Source organism: Sphingomonas citri (assembly GCF_019429485.1).
Taxonomy (GTDB): Bacteria; Pseudomonadota; Alphaproteobacteria; order Sphingomonadales; family Sphingomonadaceae; genus Sphingomonas; species Sphingomonas citri.
Genome location: NZ_JAHXZN010000001.1, coordinates 386054 through 410797 on the forward strand (window position 1 = coordinate 386054; position 24744 = coordinate 410797).

20 protein-coding genes are annotated in these 24744 nt (G+C 70.5%); 7 read left to right on the plus strand and 13 right to left on the minus strand.

The window, feature by feature from the left end:
- Window positions 1-7: 7 nt before the first annotated feature.
- Genes KZ820_RS22110 through KZ820_RS02000 form a run of 3 tightly spaced genes read right to left on the minus strand, consistent with a single transcriptional unit; the run spans window position 8 to window position 3260 of the window.
- A complete protein-coding gene (locus tag KZ820_RS22110) occupies window positions 8-610 on the minus strand; it encodes an endonuclease domain-containing protein (RefSeq protein ID WP_308462096.1) in 603 nt (200 codons plus the stop codon).
- The gene (locus tag KZ820_RS01995; RefSeq protein ID WP_219747033.1) at window positions 493-2094 is read right to left on the minus strand and encodes a carboxyl transferase domain-containing protein; all 1602 of its coding nucleotides are present in this window, start codon (window positions 2092-2094) and stop codon (window positions 493-495) included. The genes KZ820_RS22110 and KZ820_RS01995 overlap by 118 nt, the downstream gene beginning before the upstream one ends.
- Complete coding sequence (locus tag KZ820_RS02000) at window positions 2091-3260, minus strand: acyl-CoA dehydrogenase family protein (RefSeq protein WP_219747034.1); 1170 nt, start codon at window positions 3258-3260, stop codon at window positions 2091-2093. The genes KZ820_RS01995 and KZ820_RS02000 overlap by 4 nt, the downstream gene beginning before the upstream one ends.
- Before the next feature lie 240 nt (window positions 3261-3500).
- Between KZ820_RS02000 and KZ820_RS02005 the strand changes: the two genes are divergently transcribed.
- Both KZ820_RS02005 and KZ820_RS02010 read left to right on the plus strand, forming a co-directional pair.
- Entirely contained in the window at window positions 3501-4403 is a 903-nt protein-coding gene (locus KZ820_RS02005; protein WP_219747035.1) for a LysR family transcriptional regulator, read from the plus strand.
- A gap of 46 nt (window positions 4404-4449) precedes the next feature.
- Complete coding sequence (locus tag KZ820_RS02010; protein ID WP_219747036.1) at window positions 4450-7185, plus strand: TonB-dependent receptor; 2736 nt, start codon at window positions 4450-4452, stop codon at window positions 7183-7185.
- 60 nt (window positions 7186-7245) lie between these two features.
- Here the strand turns inward: KZ820_RS02010 and KZ820_RS02015 are convergent, their stop codons facing one another.
- From KZ820_RS02015 to KZ820_RS02045, 7 genes are all read right to left on the minus strand, one after another.
- Window positions 7246-7899, minus strand: a complete 654-nt coding sequence (locus KZ820_RS02015) for a glutathione S-transferase family protein (RefSeq protein ID WP_219747037.1) — start codon at window positions 7897-7899, stop codon at window positions 7246-7248.
- On the minus strand, window positions 7896-8765 hold the full coding sequence (locus KZ820_RS02020; protein ID WP_219747038.1) for a class I SAM-dependent methyltransferase: 870 nt from the start codon (window positions 8763-8765) through the stop codon (window positions 7896-7898). The genes KZ820_RS02015 and KZ820_RS02020 overlap by 4 nt, the downstream gene beginning before the upstream one ends.
- A gap of 135 nt (window positions 8766-8900) precedes the next feature.
- On the minus strand, window positions 8901-9974 hold the full coding sequence (gene recA, locus KZ820_RS02025; protein WP_132910495.1) for a recombinase RecA: 1074 nt from the start codon (window positions 9972-9974) through the stop codon (window positions 8901-8903).
- 104 nt (window positions 9975-10078) lie between these two features.
- Window positions 10079-10810, minus strand: a complete 732-nt coding sequence (locus tag KZ820_RS02030; RefSeq protein ID WP_219747039.1) for an enoyl-CoA hydratase/isomerase family protein — start codon at window positions 10808-10810, stop codon at window positions 10079-10081.
- Window positions 10783-11613 (minus strand): 4-(cytidine 5'-diphospho)-2-C-methyl-D-erythritol kinase, encoded by an 831-nt coding sequence (locus KZ820_RS02035; RefSeq protein ID WP_219748049.1) that lies wholly within the window; start codon window positions 11611-11613, stop codon window positions 10783-10785. Before KZ820_RS02035 ends, KZ820_RS02030 begins: the two co-directional genes overlap by 28 nt.
- A gap of 23 nt (window positions 11614-11636) precedes the next feature.
- Window positions 11637-13271 (minus strand): tetratricopeptide repeat protein, encoded by a 1635-nt coding sequence (locus KZ820_RS02040; RefSeq protein WP_219747040.1) that lies wholly within the window; start codon window positions 13269-13271, stop codon window positions 11637-11639.
- Window positions 13272-13517: 246 nt separating this feature from the next.
- A complete protein-coding gene (locus KZ820_RS02045; protein WP_219747041.1) occupies window positions 13518-15176 on the minus strand; it encodes an electron transfer flavoprotein-ubiquinone oxidoreductase in 1659 nt (552 codons plus the stop codon).
- A 129-nt stretch (window positions 15177-15305) separates the two neighbouring features.
- On the opposite strand from KZ820_RS02045, the gene KZ820_RS02050 reads away from it, so the two are divergent.
- The 3 genes from KZ820_RS02050 to moaB are packed head-to-tail and all read left to right on the plus strand — an operon-like array spanning window position 15306 to window position 18396.
- Window positions 15306-16046, plus strand: coding sequence for a uracil-DNA glycosylase family protein (locus KZ820_RS02050; protein ID WP_219747042.1), 741 nt, complete (start codon window positions 15306-15308; stop codon window positions 16044-16046).
- Window positions 16043-17872: a lytic transglycosylase domain-containing protein gene (locus KZ820_RS02055; RefSeq protein WP_219747043.1), complete on the plus strand. Its 1830-nt coding sequence runs from the start codon at window positions 16043-16045 to the stop codon at window positions 17870-17872. Before KZ820_RS02050 ends, KZ820_RS02055 begins: the two co-directional genes overlap by 4 nt.
- Window positions 17869-18396, plus strand: a complete 528-nt coding sequence (moaB, locus tag KZ820_RS02060; protein ID WP_219747044.1) for a molybdenum cofactor biosynthesis protein B — start codon at window positions 17869-17871, stop codon at window positions 18394-18396. Before KZ820_RS02055 ends, moaB begins: the two co-directional genes overlap by 4 nt.
- A 180-nt stretch (window positions 18397-18576) precedes the next feature.
- Here moaB and KZ820_RS02065 read toward each other — a convergent pair whose 3' ends face one another.
- Entirely contained in the window at window positions 18577-18912 is a 336-nt protein-coding gene (locus tag KZ820_RS02065) for a VOC family protein (protein ID WP_219747045.1), read from the minus strand.
- A gap of 54 nt (window positions 18913-18966) precedes the next feature.
- Here KZ820_RS02065 and KZ820_RS02070 point away from each other — a divergent pair, with 54 nt between their 5' ends.
- Entirely contained in the window at window positions 18967-20049 is a 1083-nt protein-coding gene (locus tag KZ820_RS02070; RefSeq protein ID WP_219747046.1) for a PA0069 family radical SAM protein, read from the plus strand.
- Between the two features lie 126 nt (window positions 20050-20175).
- Here KZ820_RS02070 and KZ820_RS22285 read toward each other — a convergent pair whose 3' ends face one another.
- A complete protein-coding gene (locus KZ820_RS22285) occupies window positions 20176-20424 on the minus strand; it encodes a monooxygenase family protein (RefSeq protein WP_219748050.1) in 249 nt (82 codons plus the stop codon).
- A gap of 117 nt (window positions 20425-20541) precedes the next feature.
- Window positions 20542-24036, minus strand: a complete 3495-nt coding sequence (gene dnaE, locus KZ820_RS02080) for a DNA polymerase III subunit alpha (RefSeq protein WP_219747047.1) — start codon at window positions 24034-24036, stop codon at window positions 20542-20544.
- A gap of 101 nt (window positions 24037-24137) precedes the next feature.
- On the opposite strand from dnaE, the gene KZ820_RS02085 reads away from it, so the two are divergent.
- Complete coding sequence (locus tag KZ820_RS02085) at window positions 24138-24716, plus strand: HdeD family acid-resistance protein (RefSeq protein WP_219747048.1); 579 nt, start codon at window positions 24138-24140, stop codon at window positions 24714-24716.
- Window positions 24717-24744: the final 28 nt, after the last annotated feature.

A 24744-nucleotide genomic window follows, 5' to 3' on the forward strand; every position in this document is an offset into this window, starting at 1 on the left:
AGGTTACCTATCGAACCTCCCCGGCACGGGGAGGGGGACCGCGACGCGCAGCGTCGTGGTGGAGGGGCGCGCGCTCACGGCACGCGGCGACGATCGCGGCGATGACCGCGTCCAGGTCCGCGACGACGTCGCGCGCGGCAAAGCGAATGGTGGCAACGCCGAGAGCGGCGAGTGCCTTGTCGCGCGCACGATCGCGGCCGAGGTTGTGGCCGCGCTCATGTACCTTGCCGTCGATCTCGATCGCGAGTCGGGCGGCGAGGCAGGCGAAATCGAGCGCATATCCGGCGACCGGATGTTGTCGACGAAACTTGAACCCGCCGGGACGCGTCCGAAGTGCGAACCACAGACGCACTTCCGCGGGATTGCCGCTGCGGCGTTCGCGGCGCGCTAGCAACACCGTCCGGCGTGGCGCGGCGCCCACCCCTCCACCACCGCGCTGCGCGCGGCGGTCCCCCTCCCCGTTCCGGGGAGGTTCTCGGTCGTCCGAGTGGCTCACATCCGGAACACCCCGAAACGCGGCGCCTCCTCGACCGGCGCGTTGAGGCACGCCGCCAGCGCCAGCCCGAGCACGTCGCGCGTCTGCGCCGGGTCGATCACGCCGTCGTCCCACAGCCGTGCGGTGGCGTAATAGGGATTGCCCTCGTCCTCATACTTCTGCCGCACCGGCGCCTTGAACGCCTCGGCCTCGTCCGCCGACCACGTCGCCGCGTCGCGGTGGACGGTGGCGAGCACCGCCGCGGCCTGCTCCCCGCCCATTACGCTGATCCGGCTGTTGGGCCAGCTGAACAGGAAGCGGGGTCCATAGGCGCGGCCGCACATGCCGTAATTGCCCGCACCGAAGCTGCCGCCGATCAGCAACGTCAGCTTCGGCACGCTGGCGGTCGCCACCGCGGTCACGAGCTTGGCGCCATGCTTGGCGATCCCCTCCGCCTCGTACTTGCCGCCGACCATGAAGCCCGAGATGTTTTGCAGGAACAGCAATGGCACGCGGCGTTGGCACGCCAGCTCGATGAAGTGCGCCCCCTTCTGCGCGCTCTCGGAGAAGAGCACGCCGTTGTTGGCCAGGATCGCCACCGGCATGCCGTGGAGGTGTGCGAAGCCGCACACCAGGCTGCTGCCGAACAGCGGCTTGAACTCGTGGAAGCGCGAGCCGTCGACCAGCCGCGCGATCACCTCGCGCACCTCATAGGGTGCGCGCCCGTCCGACGGCACGATCCCGTACAGATCCTCGGCCGGGTAAAGCGGCGCGGTAGCCGGCGCGATATTGACCGTCGGCGGCACCACCGGCGGCAGCGTGGCGACGATGTCGCGCACGATCGTCAGCGCGTGAAGATCATCCTCGGCGACATGGTCGACCACGCCCGAGCGACGGCCATGCGTGTCCGCGCCGCCGAGCTCCTCCGCGCTGATCTCCTCGCCCGTCGCCGCCTTCACCAGCGGCGGCCCGGCCAGGAAGATCGTCCCCTGCCCGCGCACGATCACCGTCTCGTCCGACATCGCGGGGACATAGGCGCCGCCCGCGGTGCAGCTGCCCATCACGCACGCCACCTGGGCGATGCCGCGCGCCGACATCTGCGCCTGGTTGAAGAAGATCCGGCCGAAATGATCGCGGTCGGGAAAAACCTCGGCCTGGTGCGGCAGGTTCGCGCCGCCCGAATCTACAAGGTAGATGCAGGGCAGCCGGTTCTCGAGCGCGATCTCCTGCGCGCGCAGATGCTTCTTGACGGTGAGCGGGTAATAGGTGCCGCCCTTCACCGTCGCGTCATTGGCGACGATCATCACCTGCCGTCCGGAGACGGTGCCGATGCCGCAGATCAGCCCCGCGCCGGGCACCTCGTCGCCGTAGAGCCCGCCGGCGGCGAGCTGGCCGATCTCGAGGAACGCCGCTCCCGCGTCGAGGAGCCGCTCGACCCGCTCGCGCGGCAGCAGCTTGCCGCGCGCGGTGTGGCGCTCGCGCGATGCCGCATTGCCTCCCAGCGCCGCCGCGGCGACACGCTCGCGCAGCTCGGCGGCGAGCGCGCGATGGTGCAAGTCATTGGCGCGGAAGCGGTCGTCGTCGCGCGCGATCGTCGAGGCGAGGACGGGCGCGCTCACTGCGCCACCGGCTCGGTCGCGCCGACCAGCTCGCGCCCGATCAGCATGCGGCGGATCTCGTTGGTGCCCGCGCCGATGTCGAGCAATTTGGCATCGCGCAGGAAGCGCTCGACCGGCCAGTCCCTGGTATAGCCCGCGCCGCCGAGCGCCTGCACCGCCTCACCCGCGACACGGAACGCGCTCTCCGAGGCGAGCAGGATCGCGCCCGCGGCGTCGAAGCGGGTCGTTCGCCCCGCGTCGCAGCTGCGCGCCACCGCATAGACGTACGCGCGCGCCGAGTTGAGCGCGACGTACATGTCCGCCACCTTGGCCTGCATGAGCTGGAAGCTGCCGATCGCGCGGCCGAACTGGCGCCGCTCGCGCAGGTACGGCAGCACCGTGTCGAGGCACGCCTGCATGATACCGAGCTGGATGCCCGCGAGCACGGTGCGCTCATAGTCGAGCCCACTCATCAGGATGCCCACACCGCCGTTGAGCGGCCCCATCACGTTCGCCTCGGGCACCTCGCAGTCGGCGAACACCAATTCGGCGGTGGGGGACCCGCGCATCCCCATCTTGTCGATCTTCTGCCCGATCGAGAAGCCCGGCATGTCCTTCTCGATCAGGAAGGTGGTGATCCCGCGGCTGCCCTCGCCCGTCTTGGCGTAGACCACCAACGTGTCGGCAAACGGGGCGTTGGTAATCCAGAACTTCGTCCCGTTGAGCACCCAGCCGCGGTCGCTGCGCCGAGCAGCAAGATTCATCGAGACGACGTCGGAGCCGGCCCCGGCCTCGGACATGGCGAGGCTGCCGACATGCTCACCCGAGATCAGCTTGGGCAGGAAGCGCGCCTTTTGCTCGGCGTTCGCCCAGCGGCGGATCTGGTTGACGCACAGGTTGGAATGCGCGCCATAGGAGAGCCCGATCGAGGCCGAGGCGCGCGCCACCTCCTCCTGCGCCACGACATGTTCGAGATAGCCCAGCCCGAGCCCGCCGTCGGCCTCGTCCACGGTGATGCCGTGTAGGCCCAGCTCACCCATCGCGGGCCAGAGCTCGGCGCGCGGAAACCAATCCTCGGCGTCGATCCGCGCGGCGAGCGGGGCGATCTTATCCGCGGCGAAGCGCCGCGTCGTGTCGCGGATCATCTCCGCATTCTCGCCCAGCGCGAAATCGAAATCGGGCGTCATGGCCGCATCCTCTACCGTTCGGAAGGATCGCCCGGCCACCTCGATCACTACCCCGGCGGAAGCCGGGGTCCAGGTGGAAGGGCCGACGGGTTAGCCGCCAGCGTTCCCCGACTGGGCCCCGGCGTTCGCCGGGGTGGTGTCCGACGCGATGCGGCGTCCTTCCCTCGTTCGCTCGAGCATAGCCGCGCCGCGAGACCATCCCAAGTTGAAGCGCACGAACACTTTCCATAGATGGCGTCTATGATCGACCGCTACCTGTTGCGCTACTTCCTCGCGGTGGTCGATCAGGGTACCTTCTCGCGCGCCGCGTCGCACTGCCGGGTGACGCAGCCGACGCTCTCGGTCGGGATCGCCAAGCTGGAGACGTTGCTCGGCCAGCCGCTGTTCGAGCGCAGTAGCCGTCGCGTCGCGCTCACCGCGGCCGGCGCGCGGCTGGCCGAGCACGCGCGCCGGATCGAGGCGGGCTTCCTCGCCGCCGAGCAGGCGGTGAGCGACTCGCCCGCCGCCAAGCTGATCCGGCTCGGCCTGTGCGCCACCTTGCCCGACGCCTGGATCGAGGAAGCCCTGCGCACCGCTGCGGTCGCCGGCGAGCGGCTCGAGCTGGTCGAGGGGCGCGCCGGCGAGCTGCGCGCCGCGCTCGACCGCGGACGGGTCGACGCGATCGTCGCGCCGCTCGACGCCGCGCTGCCGCACCGCGCCCTGTTCGACGAGCCCTATGCGATGGCGTTCGCGCGCGACCATCCCTTCGCGGCACGGGTCAGCGTCGAGGCGGAAGAACTCGCCGCCGAGCCGATGGTGGTGCGACGCCACTGCGAGATGCTGGCCGAGACCAGCCGCTTCTTCACCGCGCGCGGGATCCGCCCGTTCATGGCGGCGCGCACCCACAGCGACTCGCGCGCGCTCGCCTATGTCCGCGCCGGCCTCGCGACGACGCTGCTCCCCGCCTGCTACGCCGATCCGGCGCTCGCGCTGGTGCCGCTCGCCGGCTTCGACCAGCGCCGTACTGTCGCGCTCTGCTTCGCGCCGGACAGCCGTGCGCGCGCCGAGGGAAGCGTCGCGCTTGCCCGCATCGGCGATCGTCTGGCGGAGCTCGGAGCCGCAGCGGGCGCGATGTTTACCATTAATTATCCCACTTCGGCCTAATCGCTCGCCGCTACGGCGCATGCGCCGCATGGGGGGGTGTCTATCTATGTCGAAGTCCGCGTTCCTGCTCTCGGCGGCGGTGCTCGCCGGTTTCGCCGCCCCCGCCGCGGCGCAGAACCTGCGCGGGTCCGCCGCCGACGCCAAGCCGAGCGACGCCAAGTCGGGCGACTCGCCCAACACCGCCGACATCGTCGTCACCGCGACGCGCCGCTCCGAGCGACTGTCGAATGTGCCGATCGCGGTGTCGGCGTTCGGCCAGGCCGCACTGCAGAACTCGGGCGCGACAGACATCCGCCAGATGACCCAGATCGCGCCGTCGCTGCTGGTCTCGTCGACCGGCTCGGAGGCGAACGCCGCGGCGCGTATCCGCGGCATCGGCACCGTCGGCGACAACCCCGGCCTCGAGAGCTCGGTCGCGGTCTTCATCGACGGCATCTATCGCAGCCGCACCGGCGCCGGGCTCAACGACCTCGGCGAGATCGAGCGGATAGAGGTGCTGCGCGGGCCTCAGGGCACGCTCTCAGGGCGCAACTCCTCGGCGGGTGCGATCAGCATCTACACCAAGCTGCCCGAGTTCAAGTTCGGCGGCTTCGCCGAGGCGACCTATGGCAACTACGACGCGGTGCGCCTGTCGGGCGCGCTGACCGGGCCGGTGATCAAGGACCTGCTCGCCTTCCGTGTCGACGGTGTCTACTCGAAGCGCGACGGCTTCCTCCGCGATGTCGTCAACGACACCGATTACAACAACCGCGACCGATATTTCGTGCGCGGCCAGCTGCTCTTCACCGTCACGCCCGACCTCGCGATCCGCCTGATCGGCGACTACACCCACCGCGACGAGAAATGCTGTGGGGCGGTCTATACCGGCACCGCCGAGACGACCGATCCGACCCCCGGCGTCCCCGGTGACTTCGCCTTCAACGCGAATGGCAACCGCATCACCGCGATCCTGCGCAGCCTCGGCGGCGTGCTGCCGAGCGAGGGTGATCCGTACAACCGCAAGATCGCCTTCACGCCGGGCCGGGCCTATTCGAACCTCACCACCGACGGCGGCATCTCGGCGCGCGTGCGCTGGAACATCGGCGCGACCCAGCTGACCTCGCTGACCGCCTACCGCGAGTATAAGTCCGCCGGCGCGGCCGACATCGACTATGGCAATGTCGACATCGGCTACCGCCCCGATGACGGCAACAACTACCGTCGCTTCAAGACCTTCACGCACGAGAGCCGCTTCTCGGGCTCGATCCTCGGCAACAAGCTCGACTGGCTGGTCGGCGGCTATTACGCGCACGAGGACCTCGAGGTCGTCGACAATCTCCGCTTCGGCACGCAGTACGGCGCCTTCGCCGCGTGCCGCATCGTCGCGACGATCAATCCGCTGGCGGCGCTGCGCAACCCCGCCAACCCGGGTTGCCTCAGCACGGCCGGGCGCGGCGCACTGACCGGTGCGGTGGGCCCGCAGATCGTCGGCGGGATCGATCGGCTGAGCCGCCTCAACGACCTCGGCAGCCTGCGCGACGTCTACGACCAGACCAGCGAGAACTGGGCGTTCTTTACGCATAACATCTACAAGCTGACCGACCGGCTCAACGTCACGCTAGGGCTGCGCTACACGCACGAGAGCAAGAGGCTCGCCGCCGCGTTCAACAACAACAACACGGTCTGCCCGGCGCAGCAGGCCGCGCTCGCACCGCTGCTGCGCAGCACCAACGCGACGCTCCAGTCGCTGGCCGCGGGGATCATCACGCTGAGCTGCACCGGCAACTCGACCTCGGCGCTGACCGGCGTCGGGCTCAATGACCGCTTCAAGGAGGGCCAGCTCACCGGCACCGGCGTGGTGTCGTGGAAGCCGGTCGACAGCACGCTCGTCTATGCCTCCTACGCGAGAGGCTACAAGGCGGGCGGGTACAATCTCGACCGCTCCGACCTGAGCGCGACGGTGTTCGCGACGCCGACCGCGGCGAGCGCGAGCAACCTGCGCTTCGATCCCGAGACGGTGAACGCCTATGAGCTCGGGCTCAAGTACAGCGCGCACCAGATCACCGCCAACGTCGCGCTGTACCGCTCGGAGTTCGCCAACTTCCAGCTCAACACCTTCAACGGCACCAACTATATCGTGCAGAACATCGGCGGCTGCGACCAGTCGCTGAACGGCGCCGATCACGACAACAACTCGGCCACGGGCGCCTGCACCGGCAAGGTCGGCAAGGGCGTGGTCACCCAGGGCGTCGAGCTCGAGCTGGGCCTCTACCCGGCGCCGGATGTCACGGTTAACCTCGGCTACACGCTCGCCGACGCGAAGTACCAGCGCGATCTCGTCGGCAGCAAGTCGGGCGAGCCGCTCAACGCGGCGCTGTTCCTGCTGCCCGGCAGCCAGATGTCGAACGCCCCCAAGCACACCGTCACCAGCGCCGTTACGTGGAGCCCGGCGCTGGGCGGCGGCGGGTTGACCGGCCTATTCTACGTCGATGGCCGTCTGACCAGCGACTATAATACCGGCTCGGATCTGTTCGTGGAGAAGGCGCAGGACGGGTTCTTCGTGATGAACATGCGCCTCGGCGTGCGCGGCCCCGAGCAGCGCTGGGCCGTGGAGTTCTGGGCGCAGAACCTGCTCGACGCGGATTATCAGCAGGTCGCGTTCAACCTGCCGTTCCAGGGCGCGGGCAGCCGCTCGCAGGTGCAGGCCTTCGGCGCGCCGTCCTTCGCCACGGGCAACGCGCTGTTCGGCGCCTTCCTCGCCGAGCCGCGCACCTATGGGGTGACGCTGCGCTCGCGCTTCTGAGCTATGCTGCGCGCCGGCGCGGTCAGGGTGCAGACTACCCGACCCGCGCCGCCCGTCCGCTCACCGCGCATAAGCATAGGGTCCGCCGCGTTCGAGTGCGCGCTGATACGCCGGCCGGGCGTGGATCGTCGCGAGCCACGCCACGGTCGCCGGCCGCGACTCACCCAGCCCGGCACGATGGCGCGCCGCCTCGAGCGGGAAGCTCATCATGATGTCCGCAGCGGTGAAGGCCTCGCCGGCGAACCACGGCCGCTGCGCCAGTTCCGCCTCGACGAAATCGAGGTGGCGGTCGATCATCGGCTGCACCCGCGCGACCGCGCGCTTGCCGATCAGCGGCAGCCGCGAGAGCACCAGCTTGAGCAGCAGCGGCGGCATCATCGATCCCTCGGCATAATGGAGCCAGAAGCGGTAACGCAGCGCGTCGTCGCGTCTCGTCGGGGCGCCGAGCCTTCCGTCGGCCCGATCGACGAGATACTCGACGATCGCGCCGGTCTCCGCCACCACGCGACCGCGCTCGCCCGCCGCGGCACCGTCGCGGTCCTCGATCACCGGTGACTTGCCGAGCGGATGGACGCGGCGCAGCTCGGGCGGCGCGAGCATCGTCTTGGGATCGCGTGCGTAGCGCTCCACCTCATAGGCGAGCCCGAGTTCTTCCAACAGCCACAGCACCCGCTGCGAGCGCGAGTTCTCGAGATGATGGACGACGATCGTCATGACGGCTTCCCTGCGCGCGCGACCCAGATCCAGATCGCTGCGGTGAACGCGACCGTGCCCTCGCGTATCCGCGCGGCGAGAGCGGCCACGATCCGACGCTCGATCGCCGCCCGCTCGTCCGGCGCCGCGGCGGCGAGTGCCGAGGCAGCCGGGCCGATGCGGCGGAAGAAGGCCAGCGCGTCGGCGATCGGATCGTCTCCGGCGCCGACCACGTAGCGGACGTCGTGGCGGGTGGCGGTCGCGCCGATCCAGCCCGCGGCGGCGAGGACGTTCTGCGTCAGCGCATGATCGGCCAGTCCGAACGGCCCGGGCGCGTAGGCCCCGGTAGATCGGGGTAAGACGCCGACCGCGGCGTCGAGCGCGGTGGCCCAGTCGTTCTCCTCGCGCGCCCGGAAGCACGAGAAGACGAGCGACGCGCCCGGTCGTGCCGCGCGCGCCATCGCCGCGAAGGAGGTGACGGGATCGTCGAAGAACATCACGCCGTGGCGCGAGACGATGAGGTCCAACGGGGCGAGTGTCGGCAAGAGAGCCGCGGCGTCACCGACGAGGAAATCGACCCCGCGATCACCCCCGGCACCGCGGACGGTGTGAGGAGCGACGACAGCGGCACGTTCCCGCGCGATCGCAGTGAGCGGCGCGGCGAGGTCGATCCCTGTCACATGCAGCCCCGGACGCGCTGCCGCGAGTGCCAGCGCGGTGCTCCCGACGCCGCAGCCAACGTCCGCCGCAATCCCGTTCTCCGGCGCGACCGCGACGATTGCGTCGTCCAGGAGCCTGGCCACGTCGCCGAAGGCGCGCTCGGTGCGCCGCCACTCCGCCGCCCAGGTCGCCCCGACGCGCGCGCTCCAGTCCCCGCCCGACGTCATCGGTCAGTCCCCTGCGCACCGCGATCGATGGGCGGCCGCGGAGACGGACGCCCGATCACCACGTGCCGGCCGCGACCAGATCGCCCGACCCGCCGCCCGCGCGGTCGCCGCCGCCCCGCTTGGAAGGCGAGCGGCTCAGACGTCGTCGTCCTCGCTCGGTCCGGCCATCATGCCGTCGGCGACCTGCTCGGTCCGCGCGCGGATCGCCTTTTCCAGCCGCTGCATCATCTCGGGGTTCTCGCGCAGGAAGGTCTTGGCGTTCTCGCGCCCCTGCCCGATCCGCACCGAGTCATAGGAGAACCAAGCGCCCGACTTCTCGACCAGCCCGGCCTTCACCCCGATGTCGAGGATCTCGCCGATCTTAGAGATGCCCTCGCCATACATGATGTCGAACTCGACCTGCTTGAACGGTGGCGCGACCTTGTTCTTGACCACCTTCACGCGGGTGGCGTTGCCGATCACCTCGTCGCGGTCCTTGATCGCACCGGTGCGGCGGATGTCGAGCCGGACCGAGGCGTAGAATTTCAGCGCGTTGCCGCCCGTCGTCGTCTCCGGGTTGCCGTACATCACGCCGATCTTCATGCGCAGCTGGTTGATGAAGATCACCATGCAGCGCGAGCGGCTGATCGAGCCGGTGAGCTTGCGCAGCGACTGCGACATCAGCCGCGCCTGCAGGCCGACGTGGCTGTCGCCCATCTCGCCCTCGATCTCGGCGCGCGGCACCAGCGCGGCGACCGAGTCGACCACCAGCACGTCGATCGCGTTGGAGCGCACCAGCGTGTCCGTGATCTCGAGCGCCTGCTCGCCGGTATCGGGCTGCGACACGATCAGCTCGTCGATGTTGACGCCCAGCTTCTTGGCATAGACCGGGTCGAGCGCGTGCTCGGCGTCGACGAAGGCGGCGGTGCCACCGTTCTTCTGCGCCTCGGCGATCACGTGGAGCGCCAGCGTCGTCTTGCCCGAGCTCTCCGGCCCATACACCTCGATCACGCGGCCGCGCGGCAGTCCGCCGACGCCCAGCGCGATGTCGAGCCCGAGCGAGCCGGTCGAGATCGCCTCGACCTGCATCGTCTCCTTCTGCCCGAGCTTCATCGCCGAGCCCTTGCCGAAGGCGCGGTCGATCTGTGCCAGCGCGGCGTCGAGCGCCTTCTGACGGTCTGCGTTCGCGGTAGCCATGCCGGTATCGATCACCTGAAGTTTGGCGGCCATTGCCGTGGACCCTTTCGCTAGAGCAACCGCGCGTCGCGTTCAACGCACGGCGTTCTTGTATTCTCTTTGTTCCGCGAGAACAAGTAGGGAACTATGCCGCGATATCAAGCCTTGTCGCGATAGTGCGCGACCCCGGCGGCGAAGCGCGCGCTGGCGAAGCAACCCTCGAAGGCGGCGTCGAGCGACTCGTCGAGCGGGTCGTCGAGCGTCCGCTTGAGCAGCCACAGCGCGGTCTCGTCGTTGCGCACGATGTCGTCGATCACCTTGGCGGCGTCGCCGATCATGTCGACCAGCCCGATCCGGAGCGCCTCGGCCGAGTCGATCGATGTGGCGGTGAACAGCAGCCGCGCCGCCTGCGCGCGCCCGACGCGCTGCGCCAACCGCGCGACGTCGCCGACCGGATAGCCGATCCCGAGCCGTGCCGGCGGGAGCCCGAAGCGTGCGGCGGGCGAGGCGACGATGAGGTCGCAACCGAGCGCCAGCGCGACGCCCGCACCGAAGCAGGCACCCTCTACCGCCGCCACCGTCGGTATCGACAGCCCGGCCAGTTCACCCACGGCATCCTCCAGCGCGACGCGGAACGCGGTTCGCGCCTCGACATCGTCGACCAGTCGCGCGAGGTCGGCGAGGTCGGCGCCCGCGCAGAACACGCCCGGCACCATGGAGCGCAGCAGCAGCGCGCGCACGCTGCTCGGGATCGTCCGGATGCTGGCCGCGAGCGCCTGCCACGCGCCGGTCGGCAGCGCGTTGCGCGCGTCGGGCCGCTCGAGCGAGATGACCGCGACATGGTCGAGGATCTTGAGCGCGATCATGCCACCGAGGTCGCGAGCTGCCACCAGGCCGGGTGCCGCGCGGCGATCGCGGCCGCGGCGGTGTCGCGCGCCGCGCCGTCGTCGAACAGCGCGAAACAGGTGGCGCCGGAGCCGGACATGCGCGCCAGGATAACGCCCCCCTGTTGCCGCAGTGCTTCGAGCAGATCGCGCACGGCGGGGGCGATCGCCTCGGCGGCGGGCTGGAGGTCGTTGCGCCCCGCCAGCGCCAGCGCCAGCGTGCCGCCGTCGCCGATCGCGCCGCGGTCCACACCGTCCCACCGCGCGAACACCGCCGCGGTAGAGACCTTCTCGAGGGGGTTGACGAGCAGCGCCGGGCAATCGCCCAGACCCGCGATCGGCACCAGATCGTCGCCGCGCCCGGTGCCCAGCGCGGCGCGGCCGAGCAGGCAGGCGGGCACGTCGGCGCCGAGCGCGCGCGCGACCGCGTCCAACCGGGCGTCGTCACCGGCGACACCATGATGCCGCGCGAGCGCGCGCAGCGTCGCCGCGGCATCGGCCGAGCCGCCGCCGATCCCCGAGGCGACCGGCAGCCTCTTGTCGAGCATGATCGCGTAGCGCCCGTCCACGCCGAAAACCGCCCGGAAGGCGGTGACCGCGCGGACGATAAGATTGTCGGCATCGTCGCCGATCACCGCCGCGAAGGGGCCGGTGACGGTGAAGCTGTCGCGTTCGGCCGGTGCCAGCGTCACCACGTCCCCGTCGCGCGCGAAGGCGAACAGCGTCTCCAGCGCGTGGTAGCCGTCTGCGCGGCGCGCGCGGACATGGAGTGCGAGGTTGAGCTTGGCCGGCGCCGGCTCGACCAGCACCGTAGCGTCCACCGTCGGCGCGCTCACCGCAGCGCCCCGATGCCGCGCGTGATCTTCGCGTCGAGCCGTGCGGCGTCCGCGGCCTCTGCGACCTGACGCGCCGCGGTCCAGGCGTAGCGCGCCTCATAGCGCCGGCCCGCGGCCCAATATGCGTCGCCAAGATGCTCGCCGATCTCGGCGTTGGCGGGATCGCCGAGCGCGGCGCGTTCGAGCAGCGGCAAGGCGCGCGCGCGCTGGCCGCGCACCAGCAGCGCCCAGCCGAGCGAATCCGCGATCGCCGCGTCGTCGGGCTTGAGCGCGGCGGCCCGCTCGAGCAGCTTCTGCGCGTCTCCCAGTCGCTCGCGCCGCTGCACCAGCGCGTAGCCGAGATAGTTGAGCGCGAGCGGCTCGCTCGGCCCCAGCTTGACCGCCTGCTCCAGCGCCGGGCGCGCCTGGTCCCAGCGCTTCGCCTCGTCGAGCGCGGCGCCATATTGCAGCCAGTCGGCCCAGTCGGCGGCAGCGCCGGCGCGATCGATCAGCCGCCGGTACAGCGGCACCGCCTCGGCGGGCCGGCCGAGCCGGACGTTCAGATCGGCCAGCCGCTGCACGTCGTCGGTCGCGGCGTCGGGGGCGGCGCCCAGCACACGCGCCGCGGCGAGCGCCTCGTTGTCGCGATCGTCGTCGACGAGCAGCTGGACCCGCCCGGTCGCCGCGATCGGGGCGTAGAGGCTGGTCGGCGGCACCGCGTCGAGCACCGCCAGCGCGCGGTCGACCGCGTCGTCGCGTGCGAGCACGCCGGCGAGCAGCACGCGCGCCCGATCGTTGCCCGGATCGGCCCGCAGCGCGGCCTGGAGCAGCGTATAGGTGAGCGGGCCGGGTGCGCCGACCGCCAGGTCCGAGGCGACGCGCGTGAACAGATAGGAGGCGCCGAACGCCAGCGACGGCTTGGCGGCGTAGCGCTGGGCCAGTGCCGGGTCGGCCGCGGCCGCGCGCAGCGTGGTGATCGCGGACTCACCGCCGGCGGCGAGCAACTGGGCCGCCGCCTGCCGCTCGCCGCGACCGAGCAGCAGTCGCGCGGCGGCGACGCGGTGGTCCTGGCTGGCGAGGTCGTTGCCGAGCAGCGGGCGCAGCGCGGCCTCGCCGTCCACCACCTTGCCGGTGGCGATCAGCAGCAGCGCGCGTGTCTCCTCGACGAAGCGGCGCGAGACGGCGTCCGACGGCGCGCGCGCGAGCGGCGCGAGCGCGTCGCCGCCGGCGTCGAGCGCGGCCCAGGCGGCGAGCGGCGCGGCGAGGATGCGGAGCTGGTCGTCGCGCAGGCGCGCGATGGCGGCGCCGGCGGCAACCCGGTCGCCGGTGCGCGCGGCGCGCGCGAGCGCGAGCAAGGCGGCATCGGCGGGCGCGACGCCCTGATCGGCGAGCGACGCCGCCGCGCGATCGGCGAGAGCGAGGTCGCCCGCGCGAACCGCCTCGCGATAGGCGCGCACCGCGATCACGGCGTTGTCGGGGGCGGCGGCGAGCGCGCGCGCATAGTCGCTGGTTGCGGCGGCGACCTCGCCGTCTGCCGCCGCGGCCCGCGCCTTCATGTAGGCGCCCAGATCGCCGGTCGCAGCCGCGGCGGCGCCCGGCGCGAGCAGCACCAGCAGCGCGGCGGAGGCGAGACCGGGAGGGCTGAACCGCATGGCCCGCTGTCGCGGCTCGGGCGCGGTCGCGTCAACCCCGACGCCCAGGTTTATTGCGCATGATGGGGACAGCGAGGGCGTGACGACGAAGGCGTCCTCTCCTACTCTGTCTCCCGGACTTGGTCCGGGACCCACCGAGCCGCACGTTCGCAAAGAGTTGCTCTCGCGGAAGGCTGGATCCCGGACCAAGTCCGGTATGATGGTAGCGAGGAACGTCATCCGCCTCCGCGCTACCCCCAAACCTCCTCACATGTTCGGGTAGTTGGGCCCACCGCCGCCCTCGGGGACGACCCAGTTGATATTCTGCGTCGGGTCCTTGATGTCGCAGGTCTTGCAGTGGACGCAATTCTGCGCGTTGATCACGAACTTCGGCTCGCCCACCTCCTCGCCGACGATCTCGTACACGCCGGCGGGGCAATAGCGCTGCGCCGGCTCGTCGTAGAGCGGCAGGTCGTAGGCGACCGGGATGGACGGGTCCTTGAGCGTGAGATGAACCGGCTGGTCCTCCTCGTGGTTGGTGTTCGACAGGAACACCGAGGACAGCCGGTCGAAGGTCAGCACGCCGTCGGCCTTGGGATAGTCGATCTTCCTGACGAGGTCCTTGCGCCACAAGGTCTCGTGGTCGGGATGGTGGTGCAGCGTGAACGGCATGCGCAGCCCGAGATACTCGAGCCACATCGTCACGCCAGCCAGCCCCGAGCCGAGCAGGTCGCCGAAGCGCTTCACCAGCGGCACGACGTTGCGGACGATCGACAGCTCCTTCTTGACCCAGCTGCGCTCGAACGCCTCGGGGTAAGCGACCAGCTCGTCGCCCGCGCGCTGCGAGACGATCGCTTCGACCGCGGCCTCGGCGGCGAGCATCGCGCTCTTCATGGCGGTGTGCGTGCCCTTGATCCGCGGCACGTTGAGGAAGCCCGCGCTGTCGCCGATCAGCGCGCCACCGGGGAAGACCAGCTTGGGGATGGACTGCAGCCCGCCGTCGTTGATCGCCCGCGCGCCGTAGCTCACGCGCTTGCCGCCCTGGAGCAGCGCCGACACCGCCGGATGGGTCTTCCAGCGCTGCATCTCCTGGAAGGGCGAGACATAGGGATTGCTATAGTTGAGCCAGGTGACGAACCCGATGCTCACCTGCCCGTTGGCCTGGTGGTAGATCCAGCCGCCGCCGTTCGAGCCGCTCTCGCTGAGCGGCCAGCCCTGCGTATGGATCACCTTGCCGGGCGTGTGCAGCGCGGGATCGATGTCCCACAGTTCCTTGACGCCGAGGCCATAGACCTGCGGGTCGCAGTCGCGCCGCAGGTCGTACAGGCGCATCAGCTCTTTCGACAGGTGTCCGCGGCAACCCTCTGAGAAGAAGGTGTATTTTGCGTGCAACTCAAGCCCGGGCTGATAGTCGGGCTTGTGCGTGCCGTCGCGCGCGACGCCCATGTCGCCGGTTGCGACGCCCTTCACGCTGCCGTCGTCGTGGAACAGGATCTCGGCCGCGGCGAAGCCGGGGAAGATCTCGACGCCCAGCTCCTCGGCCTTGCCCGCGAGCCAGCGGCACAGGTTGCCGAGCGAGCCGGTATAGGTGCCCTTGTTGTGGAGGAACGGCGGGGTCCAGAGATGAGGCAGCGTGAACCTGCCCTTCTTCGTCAGCACCCAGTGGAGGTTCTCGGTGACGGGCACCTCGGCCAGCGGGCAGCCCTGCTCGCGCCAGTCCGGCAGCAGCTCGTCGAGCGACTGAGGATCGATGACGGCGCCGGAGAGGATGTGCGCGCCGACCTCGGAGCCCTTCTCGAGCACGCAGACCGAGATCTCGGCGCCCTTCTCCGCGGCGACCTGCTTGAGCCGGATCGCCGCCGACAGGCCCGCCGGCCCGGCGCCGACGATCACCACGTCATAGGGCATGGACTCGCGTTCGCTCACGTCATCTTCTCCTCGGGAGCGCCCGGCGCCGCCTCACCGCGGGCACTCGTCGTATCGTCGCAACGGCTGATCGGGCCGGCGGTGCCAGAAAGTTGACGCTCACGTCAACCGCGATCCTATGATGCGTCCATGGGGGCTGACCAGAATCACGACTGGGCCAAGATCGCGGCGAGCGCGCTCGACTGGTGGCGCGAGGCGGGGGTCGACATGCTCGTCGCGGACGCGCCGTTCGACTGGCTCGCCGCGGTCGAGACCGCCGCACCGGCCGCCTTCGCTCCGCTCGCCGCGCCGACGGCCGCGCCGGCGCCCGCGCCCGCCGCGCTGCCCGACACGCGCGAGGCGTTCGCGACGTGGCGGCTGGGAGAGGACGCGCCCGAGGCGCGCTGGGGCGGCGTCGCGATCGCGGCGAGCGGGCCGGCCGACGCCGAGCTGATGGTGTTCGTCGACTGTCCCGAGCGCGACGACCGCGAGACGCTGCTGGAGGGCGAGACCGGGCGTCTGTTCGATCGGATGCTCGCCGCGATCGGCCGCTCGCGCGCCGACACCGCGCTCGCCTCGGTCTGCACGCGCCGCCCCACCACCGGCCGCGTGCCGCGCGACATCGCCGACCGGCTCGGCGAGATCGCGCGCCACCACGTCGCTCTGGCGGCGCCGATACGGCTGCTCGCGATGGGAGATGCGGCGAGCCGTGCGCTACTGGCGATGAGCGTCGCGGACGCGCGGGGACGTACGCACCTGATTAACCATAAGCAGGGCAAGATCACGCACGTCGTGGCGACCCATCACCCGCGCTTCCTGCTGGATCGCCCCGCGGCCAAAGCCGAGACTTGGAAGGACCTGCTGATGCTCACCGGGGAGATCGCGTCATGAGCCCCCGCCGCGCCGCGCTGGCCGCCACCGCCGCTCTCGTCGCCGCCGCTCTCCCCGTCATGGCCTCGGCGGCGCCCGCCCCTGCCCCGGTCGCCCCGCCGGTAACGGTCGCGACCGCTCGGACCGCGGGCATCCCGGCGCAGCTCACCCCCGAGCAGCGCTCGGGCTATCGCCAGGTGTTCGCCGCGATCCGCGACGCGCGCTGGAGCGACGCGCAGATCACACTCGACACGATGGCGAGCGGCCCGCTCCACGCTTACGCCCGAGCCGAACTGATACTCGCCAAGGGCTCGCCGCGCGTCAGCGACGAGGCGCTGACACGGCTGATCGCCGAGGCGCCCGAGCTGCCCCAGGCCGAGGCGCTGATGCGGCTGGCGAGTGCGCGCGGCTTCACCGACCTGCCCCTGCTGCCAAGCGCGCAGCGGCTGATCTGGCAGGATGGCGCGCCCGCGCGCGTCCGCGCCCGCGCCACGCGCAGCGACCAGGTCGCCGCCGACCTCGCGCAGCGCATGCAGCCCTATGTCAAGGCTGACATGGGCGCCGAGGCGCAGGCGCTGCTCGAATCGACCGACGGTCTCTCGCCCGAAGCGGAGACCGAGTGGCAGGCGCGCGTCGCCTGGATCTATTTCCTTCAGGGGCTCGACCCGCAGGCGCGCGCGCTGGCGGCCAAGGCCGCGGCGGGCAGCGGCGACTGGGCGCTGCACGGCCGCTGGACCGAAGCGCTGTCGGCGTGGCGCCAGCACGATTGCGCCGCGACGCAGGTGGATTTCGAGGCCGTCGCCGCGCGCGCGACCGACACCGACCTGCGCGCCACCGCGCTCTACTGGGCGGCCCGCTCGGACATGGCATGCGGCCGACCCGACCGGGTCGAGGCGCGGCTCAAGACCGCTGCGCAGTATAAGGAGACCTTCTACGGGCTGCTCGCGCGCCAGGCGCTCGGGCTGCCGGTCGAGCGGGTCCGCCCCGAGCTGGTGAGCGAGGAATGGGCGCGGCTGGAGCGCCGTCCCAATGTCCGTGTCGCCGCCGCGCTCGCCGAGCTCGGCGAGGGCGAGCGCGCCGACGCGGTGGTGCGCCAGCAGGCACGGATCGGCGATCCGTCCGAGTTCGCCAGCCTCGTCCATATCAGCGAGACACTCGACCTGCCCGCCACCACCGTGTGGCTCGCGCACAACATGCCGCAGGGCGCGGTCGCCACCGCCGACACGCGTTACCCGATGCCCAATTGGACGCCCGACACCGGCTGGCGCATCGACAAGGCGTTGGTCTACGCGCACACGCTCCAGGAATCGGGTTTCCGCAACAAGGTGCGCAGCCCCGCCGGCGCGTTCGGGCTGATGCAGATCATGCCCGCCGCGGCGACCGACTATATGCGCGAGCGCGGCGTCGCGATCGACCAGGACGCGCTGGCGCGCCCCTCGACCAACATCGACATCGGCCAGCGCCACATCGAGAAGCTGCGCGACATGGGGCTCACCGGCGGGCTGCTGCCCAAGGTGATCGCGGCCTATAATGCCGGGCCGAAGCCGGTCGGCGAGTGGAACGCGATCGTCCGCGACGGCGGCGATCCGCTGCTCTACATCGAGAGCATCCCTTACTGGGAGACGCGCGGCTATGTCGTGACGGTGCTGCGCAACTATTGGATGTACGAATCGCTCGGCGGCAAGGCGAAGAGTCCCAGCCGCGTCGCGCTGGCGCAGGGCATGTGGCCGCGCTTCCCCGGCCTGCCCGGCGACAGCGCGGTGCGGATGACGTCGCAGTCGCCCGTCACCGCGATCGCGATCAACGGCACGGTCGCGGCGCAGTCGACGACCCACGCCGAGCGATGAGCCTCGACCTCACGCGCACCTTCGTGCCGGTGCGCATCGCGGTGCTCACCGTCTCCGACACGCGCGGCCTGACGGAGGATCGCTCGGGCGACGCGCTGGTGGCGCGGCTGAGCGAGGCGGGGCATGTGCTCGCCGAACGCGCGATCCTGCGCGACGACGTCGACTCGATCGTGACGCAACTCGACCGCTGGATCGACGACGCGGGCGTGGACTGCGTCATCACCACGGGAGGAACCGGCGTGACCGGGCGTGACGTCACCCCCGAGGCGATCGAGCGGGTCGCCGACAAGATGATCCCCGGCTTCGGCGAGCTGTTCCGCTGGTTGAGCTATCAGACGATCGGCACCTCGACGGTGCAGAGCCGCGCCTGCGCCTGCGTCGCGCGCGGCACCTATGTCTTCGCGCTGCCCGGCTCGACCGGCGCGGTCAAGGACGCGTGGGACGGCATCCTCGCCAGCCAGCTCGACATTCGCCACCGCCCCTGCAACTTCGTCGAACTGATGCCGCGACTGACCGAGCGCTGAGCGGCGGCCGGAGTGTGGCACCCGTTCGCTGAAACGTGATCCGAAGCACGAAGAATTCCGAGGTATCCAGCGTCGCGCTCACCGCCCGAGCGATGAGCCATGTGGTGTGAGCCAGCGGTGTGCTCCGGCGTGCGCCGGAGCACACTGCAACCGAGTGGATCAACCGTTCGCCGCGCGCCGTCAGCCCGCGGTCACCGCCGCGAGCTCGTGACCGTCGGGATCGGTGAAGTGAAACCGCCGGCCACCCGGGAACGCGAAGATCGGCCGTGTCACGCGGCCACCCGCGCTCGTCACGGCAGCCAGGGCCGCCTCAAGGTCGTCGACCGCGATGACCGGCAGCGCGGCGGCCGTCTTCTCCACCAGATCGGCCTGGAAGCCGATATCGGTATCGCCGCTCGTCGTCGCCGCATAGGTCGGGCCGTAGTCCGCGAACGCCCAGTCGAACGCCGAACCGTAGAAGGCTTTCGCCCGCGCCGTGTCCGCGACCGGCAGTTCCAGGTAATTGAGCCGCGCCATCTCGCCATCTCCCATGTTCTTGCTATGTTCTAGGAGCTCGGCTAGGCTGATGCAATGGCCGACCGACCGTCCAGACCTGCCCGCGGCGCCACGCTGAACGCAGCGAGCACGCGCTTCAACCTGCCGCAGGCGGAGGAGGACGGCGATTGGCTCGACGCACGCGCGACGATCGACGGCAGCCCTGACTCGGCGCGCACCACCGTCACGGTCGAGCGCGCACGCACGATCATCACGCGTAACCAGTCGCCCGACGTGCCGTTCGACCGCTCGATCAACCCGTATCGCGGCTGCGAGCACGGCTGCATCTATTGCTTCGCGCGACCGAGCCACGCCTTTCACGACCTCTCGCCCGGGCTCGACTTCGAGACCAAGCTCTTCGCCAAGCCCGACGCCGCGTCGCTGCTTCGCGCCGAACTCGGCCGACGCGACTATCGCTGCGCGCCGATCGCGATGGGCACCAACACTGATCCCTATCAGCCGATCGAGCGCGAGTGGCGAGTCACGCGCGAGGTCATCGAGGTGCTCGCCGCCTGCGACCACCCCTTGGTGATCACCACCAAGTCGGACCGGGTAGTGCGCGACATGGACCTGCTCGCACCGATGGCGGCGAAAGGCCTCGTCGCAGTGGCGATCTCGGTCACCTCGCTCGATCCGCGCGTGGCGATGACGGTCGAGCCGCGCGCGCCCGCCGCCGCGCGCCGGCTCGCCGCGGTGCGGCGGCTCAGCGACGCGGGGGTGCCGACCTATGTCAACATGGCGCCAGTCATCCCAGCGATCACCGACGAGGAAGTGGAGGCGGTGGTCGCCGCCAGCGCCGCGGCTGGCGCGCTGGGCGTCTCGTACATACCGGTGCGGCTGCCCTGGGAAGTGGCGCCGCTGTTCCGCGCCTGGCTCGACGAACATTATCCCGAGCGTGCCGCCAAGGTGATGGCGATCATCCAGAGCCTGCGCGGCGGCAAGGACAATGATCCCCGGTTCGGCGAGCGGATGCGCGGCCAAGGTCCTTGGGCCGAGCTGCTCCGCACCCGCTTCCGCATCGCGCGGGCGCGCGCCGGCTTCAGCGACGAGCGGCGTCGTCTCGACCTGCGTTGCGACCTCTTCCGTGCGCCGGCGGGAGCGCAGGGCGAGCTGTTCTGAAGCTGTTCTCCTCGAGCGCGCCGCGACGCCTTTGTTGGAGCGCGAGCTGGTCGCCCTTGAACCCTCGTCATCCCGGACCCAGTCAGCGATGACGGAAAGGGTCAGCGGATGATCGTCCAGCGGCTCCTACCGCCCCAACCGCCCGCGGCTCGATAACAGCGGCCCCGGCGCCGCCCTCGGTGGGGCGAAGGCGCCGAGCCCCAATGGCTCGGGCATGTCGACGTAGATCGACTCCATCCCGCCACGCGCCGAGTAAGCCTCTTGCCAGAAGCCGTTGCCGTGGCGATCCGCCAAGAACTCGCGCCAGCAACCGCCATGCGGCTCGGAGGGGGTGAACGCCTCCAGGCTGTCCAGGTCGCGCCGATACCGCCGGATGCCAGACCTTGGGCTGTTGAGCGATCGTCCATGGCCTTGCCACGCTCGTGCTCGACTCGCGCATTGACACGCCCGCGCCGCAGGTACGCGCGGTGCTCGCGCTTTACGTTGCCGGGATCAGCCGACTGACTTGAGCCGGGTTTCCTCTATGTCGAAGTCGACCTTGGTGACGCCGGGCAGATGCTCGATCCGCTCCGCAAGCTCGGCGTCGAGCGCGAAGTCGCGGCCGAGGATCACGGTCGCCTGCTCGTCGCCGTCGAGCGGCACCTTGAGCGTCACCTTGCCCCGCGCGCCGCGCAAGTCACCGATCAGCGCCACCAGCCCCGCCACCGCCGCAGCGTCACTGACAAGGACCTCGAGCGCGAACCGCGTCGACGATGCCAGTCCTTCGAAGGGTCGGATCGCCTTGACGGTAACGCGGGGTGTCTCCTCACCGGGGCGACGGTCAAGCTCCACCGTCGCCAGTCCGCAGCCGCCGTTGCGCGCCGCTTCCTCCAGATCGGCGGCGGGCCCGTCGTCGAAACAGGTCGCGACGAACTGCCCCGTCGAGTCGGACAGCGTCGCCATCATGTAGCGCTTGCCGCGCGCCGAGGTGCGCCAGCGCGCGTCCTCGACCAGCACCGCCATCGTCGCCATCACGCGCGCGCCCTCGGCAATCGGCAGCTCGCCGAGGGCGACATAGCTGCGCGCGCCGTGCGTCTTGGCGAGATGGCGGTAGCGATCGACCGGGTGCGCCGAGAAATAGAAGCCGAACGCCTCTTTCTCCTGCTCCATCCGCTCGGCGAGCGACCAGCGCGCGTCGGGCAGCTTGATCGTGTCGCCCGCGCCCGCGTCGTCGCCGAACAGCCCGCCCTGTCCGCTCGCCCGTCCCTCGTGCGTCCGCGCCGCGATCGCGAGCATCGTCTCGGCGACAGCATGCACCCCGGCACGATGGGGCGCGATCGAGTCGAACGCGCCGCCGGCCGCGAGCGTCTCGAGCTGGCGCTTGTTGAGCAGCCGCGGGTCGACGCGCGTGGCGAGATCGTCGAGGCTGCGGAAGACGCCCGCGCCGGCGCGCTCCTCGCACAACCGCTCCATCGCGCCCTCGCCGACCGACTTGAGCGCGGCCAGCGCGTAGCGCACCGACGGCACGCCCTCGGCGTCGACCTCGACGTCGAACTCGGCCGCGCTGGCGTTGATGCAGGGCGGCAGCAGCCCGACGCCGAGCCGGCGCATGTCGTCGACGAAGATCGCCAGCTTGTCGGTGAGGTGCAGGTCGTAGCACATCGAGGCGGCGAAGAACTCGGCCGGGTGATGCGCCTTGAGCCAGGCGGTCTGATAGGCGAGCAGCGCGTACGCCGCGGCGTGGCTCTTGTTGAAGCCATAGCCCGCGAACTTGTCGATCAAGTCGAACAGCTGGTTGGCGTAGTCCTTCTTGATCCCGTTGTGCTCGGCGCAGCCGGCGACGAAGGTGGCGCGCTGCGCGTCCATCTCCGCCTTGATCTTCTTGCCCATCGCGCGGCGCAGGAGGTCGGCGCCGCCGAGCGAGTAGCCGGCGAGGATCTGCGCCGCCTGCATCACCTGCTCCTGGTAGACGAAGATCCCGTAGGTCTCCTTCAGAATCGGCTCGAGCAGCGGGTGCGGGTAGGTAATCTCCTCGGTACCCTGCTTGCGCCGGCCGAAAGACGGAATGTTGTCCATCGGGCCGGGGCGGTAGAGCGAGACGAGCGCGACGATGTCGCCGAAATTCGTCGGCCGCACCGCCGAGAGCGTGCGCCGCATGCCTTCGGACTCGAGCTGGAACACGCCGACCGTGTCGCCGCGCTGGAGCAATTTATAGACGCCCTCGTCGTCCCACAGCAGAGCGTCCAGATCGACCGCGATGCCGCGCTTGGCCAGCAGCTGCACCGCCTTCTTCAGGACCGACAGCGTCTTGAGACCGAGAAAGTCGAACTTCACCAAGCCGGCGCCCTCGACATATTTCATGTCGAACTGGGTCACCGGCATGTCCGAGCGCGGGTCGCGATAGAGCGGGACGAGCTGCGCCAGCGGCCGGTCGCCGATCACCACGCCGGCGGCATGGGTCGAGGAGTGACGCGGCAGCCCCTCCAGCTTCATCGCGAGGTCGAGAAGGCGCCGCACCTCATTGTCATTGGAATATTCGCGCGCCAGCTCGGACACGCCGTTGAGCGCGCGGTCGAGCGTCCACGGGTCGGTCGGGTGATTGGGGACGAGCTTGGCGAGCCGGTCGACCTGGCCGTAGCTCATCTGCAGCACGCGCCCGGTGTCCTTGAGCACCGCGCGCGCCTTGAGCTTACCGAAGGTGATGATCTGCGCGACCTGGTCGCGGCCGTATTTCTCCTGGACGTAGCGGATCACCTCGCCGCGCCGAGTCTCGCAGAAGTCGATGTCGAAGTCGGGCATCGACACGCGCTCGGGGTTGAGGAAGCGCTCGAACAGAAGCCCCAGCTTGATCGGGTCGAGGTCGGTGATCGTCAGTGCCCAGGCCACTGCCGAGCCCGCGCCCGAGCCGCGCCCCGGCCCCACGGGGATGTCGTGCGCCTTAGCCCATTGGATGAAGTCGGCGACGATCAGGAAATAGCCGGGGAAGCCCATCTGGATGATGACGTCGAGCTCGAACTCGAGCCGCTGGCGGTAGGTCTCCTGCCACGTTGGCTCCTCCGGCGCCTGACCCAGCGCGACGATCCGCTCGATCCGCGCCGCCAGCCCCTCACGCGCGCGCTCGCGCAGCATCGTCGCCTCGCCCTCGCGGTCGCCCGCGAGGCTGGGAAGGATCGGCTTGCGCTTGGGCGCGGCGACCGCGCAGCGCTGCGCCACCACCAGCGTGTTGGCGATCGCCTCGGGCAGATCGGCGAACAGCTCCCGCATCGTCTCGGCGGGCTTCATCCAGGCGTGACCGCAACTCTTCGGGCGATCGTCGCTCTCCAGATAGCTGGAGCTGGCGATGCACAGCATGGCGTCGTGCGCGGCGCCGAAATCGGCCTCCTCGAAGCAGCTCGGGTTGGTCGCGACGATCGGCCAGCCGCGCTCGTAGGCGAGGTCGAGCAGCGGCGCCTCGGCGCGCTCCTCGATCGCGTCGCCGCGGCGGCTTAGCTCGACGTAGAGGCGATCACCGAAGGTGGCGTGGAGCCGCTCGGCATAGGCGATCGCGCGCGCGGGCTGGTCCTCGGCGAACAGCCGCGCCACCCCGCCCTCGCCGCCCGCGGTGAGCGCGATCAGCCCGGCGGCGTGGCGCTCGAGCAGCTCGACGCCGACATGCGGCGCCAGCTCGAGCGGGCGGTCGAGATGCGCGTGGCTCACCAGGGCGCAGAGATTGTCGTACCCCGTTTCGTCCTGCGCGTAGAGCGCGATCCAGTCGACCACCGTGGCGGCGCCCTCTGGCATGTCGGGCCGCGCGACCCCCAGCATCGTGCCGATCACCGGCTGGACGCCCGCACCCATGGCGGCGTCCGAGAAGGCCATGGCCGCGTAGAGCCCATTGCGATCGGTCAGCGCCGCGGCGGGGAAGCCGAGCTTGGCGGCGCGCTTGGCGATCGCCTTGGGCTCGATCGCGCCGTCGAGCATGGTGTAGCTGGAGAAGATGCGGAGCGGCACGAAGCCCGAATGTGGCATCGCCCCTAGCTAAGCCTCCCGACCCGATTCGGCCAGCACCCGCGCGACCGCCGGAACCCGGCCCGCGCCGGCCCGTTCGCCGGCGCAGCAGGAGGACGGACATGAGCGATGTTAGAGGCGCGCCGCGCGCGATGGGCGCGGGCTGGGGCTGGATCATGGCCTATGGCGTGGTGTCGGTGCTGGTCGGTTTGGCGGCGATCATCTGGCCCTATGTGGCGACCTACGCCGCCACCGTGGTGATCGGCACCTTGTTCTTCATCTCGGGCGTGTTCTCGATCGCGGCGGGCGTGTTCGGCCATGGCAGCGAGAGCCGGATCTACGCGCTGCTGTTCGGTGTCCTGTCGGTCGTGGTCGGCGCGATCATGGTGTTCGAGCCAATGACGGGCGCGGTATCGCTGACCTTGATGGTGGCGGTATGGCTTGGCGTGCGCGGCGTGCTGGAGATCGTGGCGGGGACGCGGATGCGGCGCCGGCGCGTGATGATGATCGTGCTGGGCGCCATCAACCTGCTGCTGGCGCTGTTCATCCTGATGACGGTGCCATGGTCGGCGCTGACGCTGCCGGGCTATGTGCTGGGGATCAGCTTCCTGTTCGGCGGCGTGACCGCCATCGCCGCGGCGAGCGACCACCGCAGCGGCGCGAGCGCCTTCGCGGTGCCGGAGGAGATGGTGCAGCAATGAGGTGAGCCGGGGTGAGGACCGGCGGAGT

What these genes read in the sequence shown, in the direction of transcription:
- KZ820_RS02015 (WP_219747037.1), bottom strand. Translation starts at nt 7,899, where the DNA reads ATGACGATCGTCGTCCATCATCTCGAGAACTCGCGCTCGCAGCGGGTG.
- KZ820_RS02010 (WP_219747036.1), top strand. Translation starts at nt 4,450, where the DNA reads ATGTCGAAGTCCGCGTTCCTGCTCTCGGCGGCGGTGCTCGCCGGTTTC.
- KZ820_RS02065 (WP_219747045.1), bottom strand. Translation starts at nt 18,912, where the DNA reads ATGGCGCGGCTCAATTACCTGGAACTGCCGGTCGCGGACACGGCGCGG.
- KZ820_RS02055 (WP_219747043.1), top strand. Translation starts at nt 16,043, where the DNA reads ATGAGCCCCCGCCGCGCCGCGCTGGCCGCCACCGCCGCTCTCGTCGCC.
- KZ820_RS02040 (WP_219747040.1), bottom strand. Translation starts at nt 13,271, where the DNA reads ATGCGGTTCAGCCCTCCCGGTCTCGCCTCCGCCGCGCTGCTGGTGCTG.
- KZ820_RS02050 (WP_219747042.1), top strand. Translation starts at nt 15,306, where the DNA reads ATGGGGGCTGACCAGAATCACGACTGGGCCAAGATCGCGGCGAGCGCG.
- KZ820_RS02085 (WP_219747048.1), top strand. Translation starts at nt 24,138, where the DNA reads ATGAGCGATGTTAGAGGCGCGCCGCGCGCGATGGGCGCGGGCTGGGGC.
- KZ820_RS02005 (WP_219747035.1), top strand. Translation starts at nt 3,501, where the DNA reads ATGATCGACCGCTACCTGTTGCGCTACTTCCTCGCGGTGGTCGATCAG.
- KZ820_RS02070 (WP_219747046.1), top strand. Translation starts at nt 18,967, where the DNA reads ATGGCCGACCGACCGTCCAGACCTGCCCGCGGCGCCACGCTGAACGCA.
- moaB (WP_219747044.1), top strand. Translation starts at nt 17,869, where the DNA reads ATGAGCCTCGACCTCACGCGCACCTTCGTGCCGGTGCGCATCGCGGTG.
- recA (WP_132910495.1), bottom strand. Translation starts at nt 9,974, where the DNA reads ATGGCCGCCAAACTTCAGGTGATCGATACCGGCATGGCTACCGCGAAC.
- KZ820_RS02000 (WP_219747034.1), bottom strand. Translation starts at nt 3,260, where the DNA reads ATGACGCCCGATTTCGATTTCGCGCTGGGCGAGAATGCGGAGATGATC.
- dnaE (WP_219747047.1), bottom strand. Translation starts at nt 24,036, where the DNA reads ATGCCACATTCGGGCTTCGTGCCGCTCCGCATCTTCTCCAGCTACACC.
- KZ820_RS02020 (WP_219747038.1), bottom strand. Translation starts at nt 8,765, where the DNA reads ATGACGTCGGGCGGGGACTGGAGCGCGCGCGTCGGGGCGACCTGGGCG.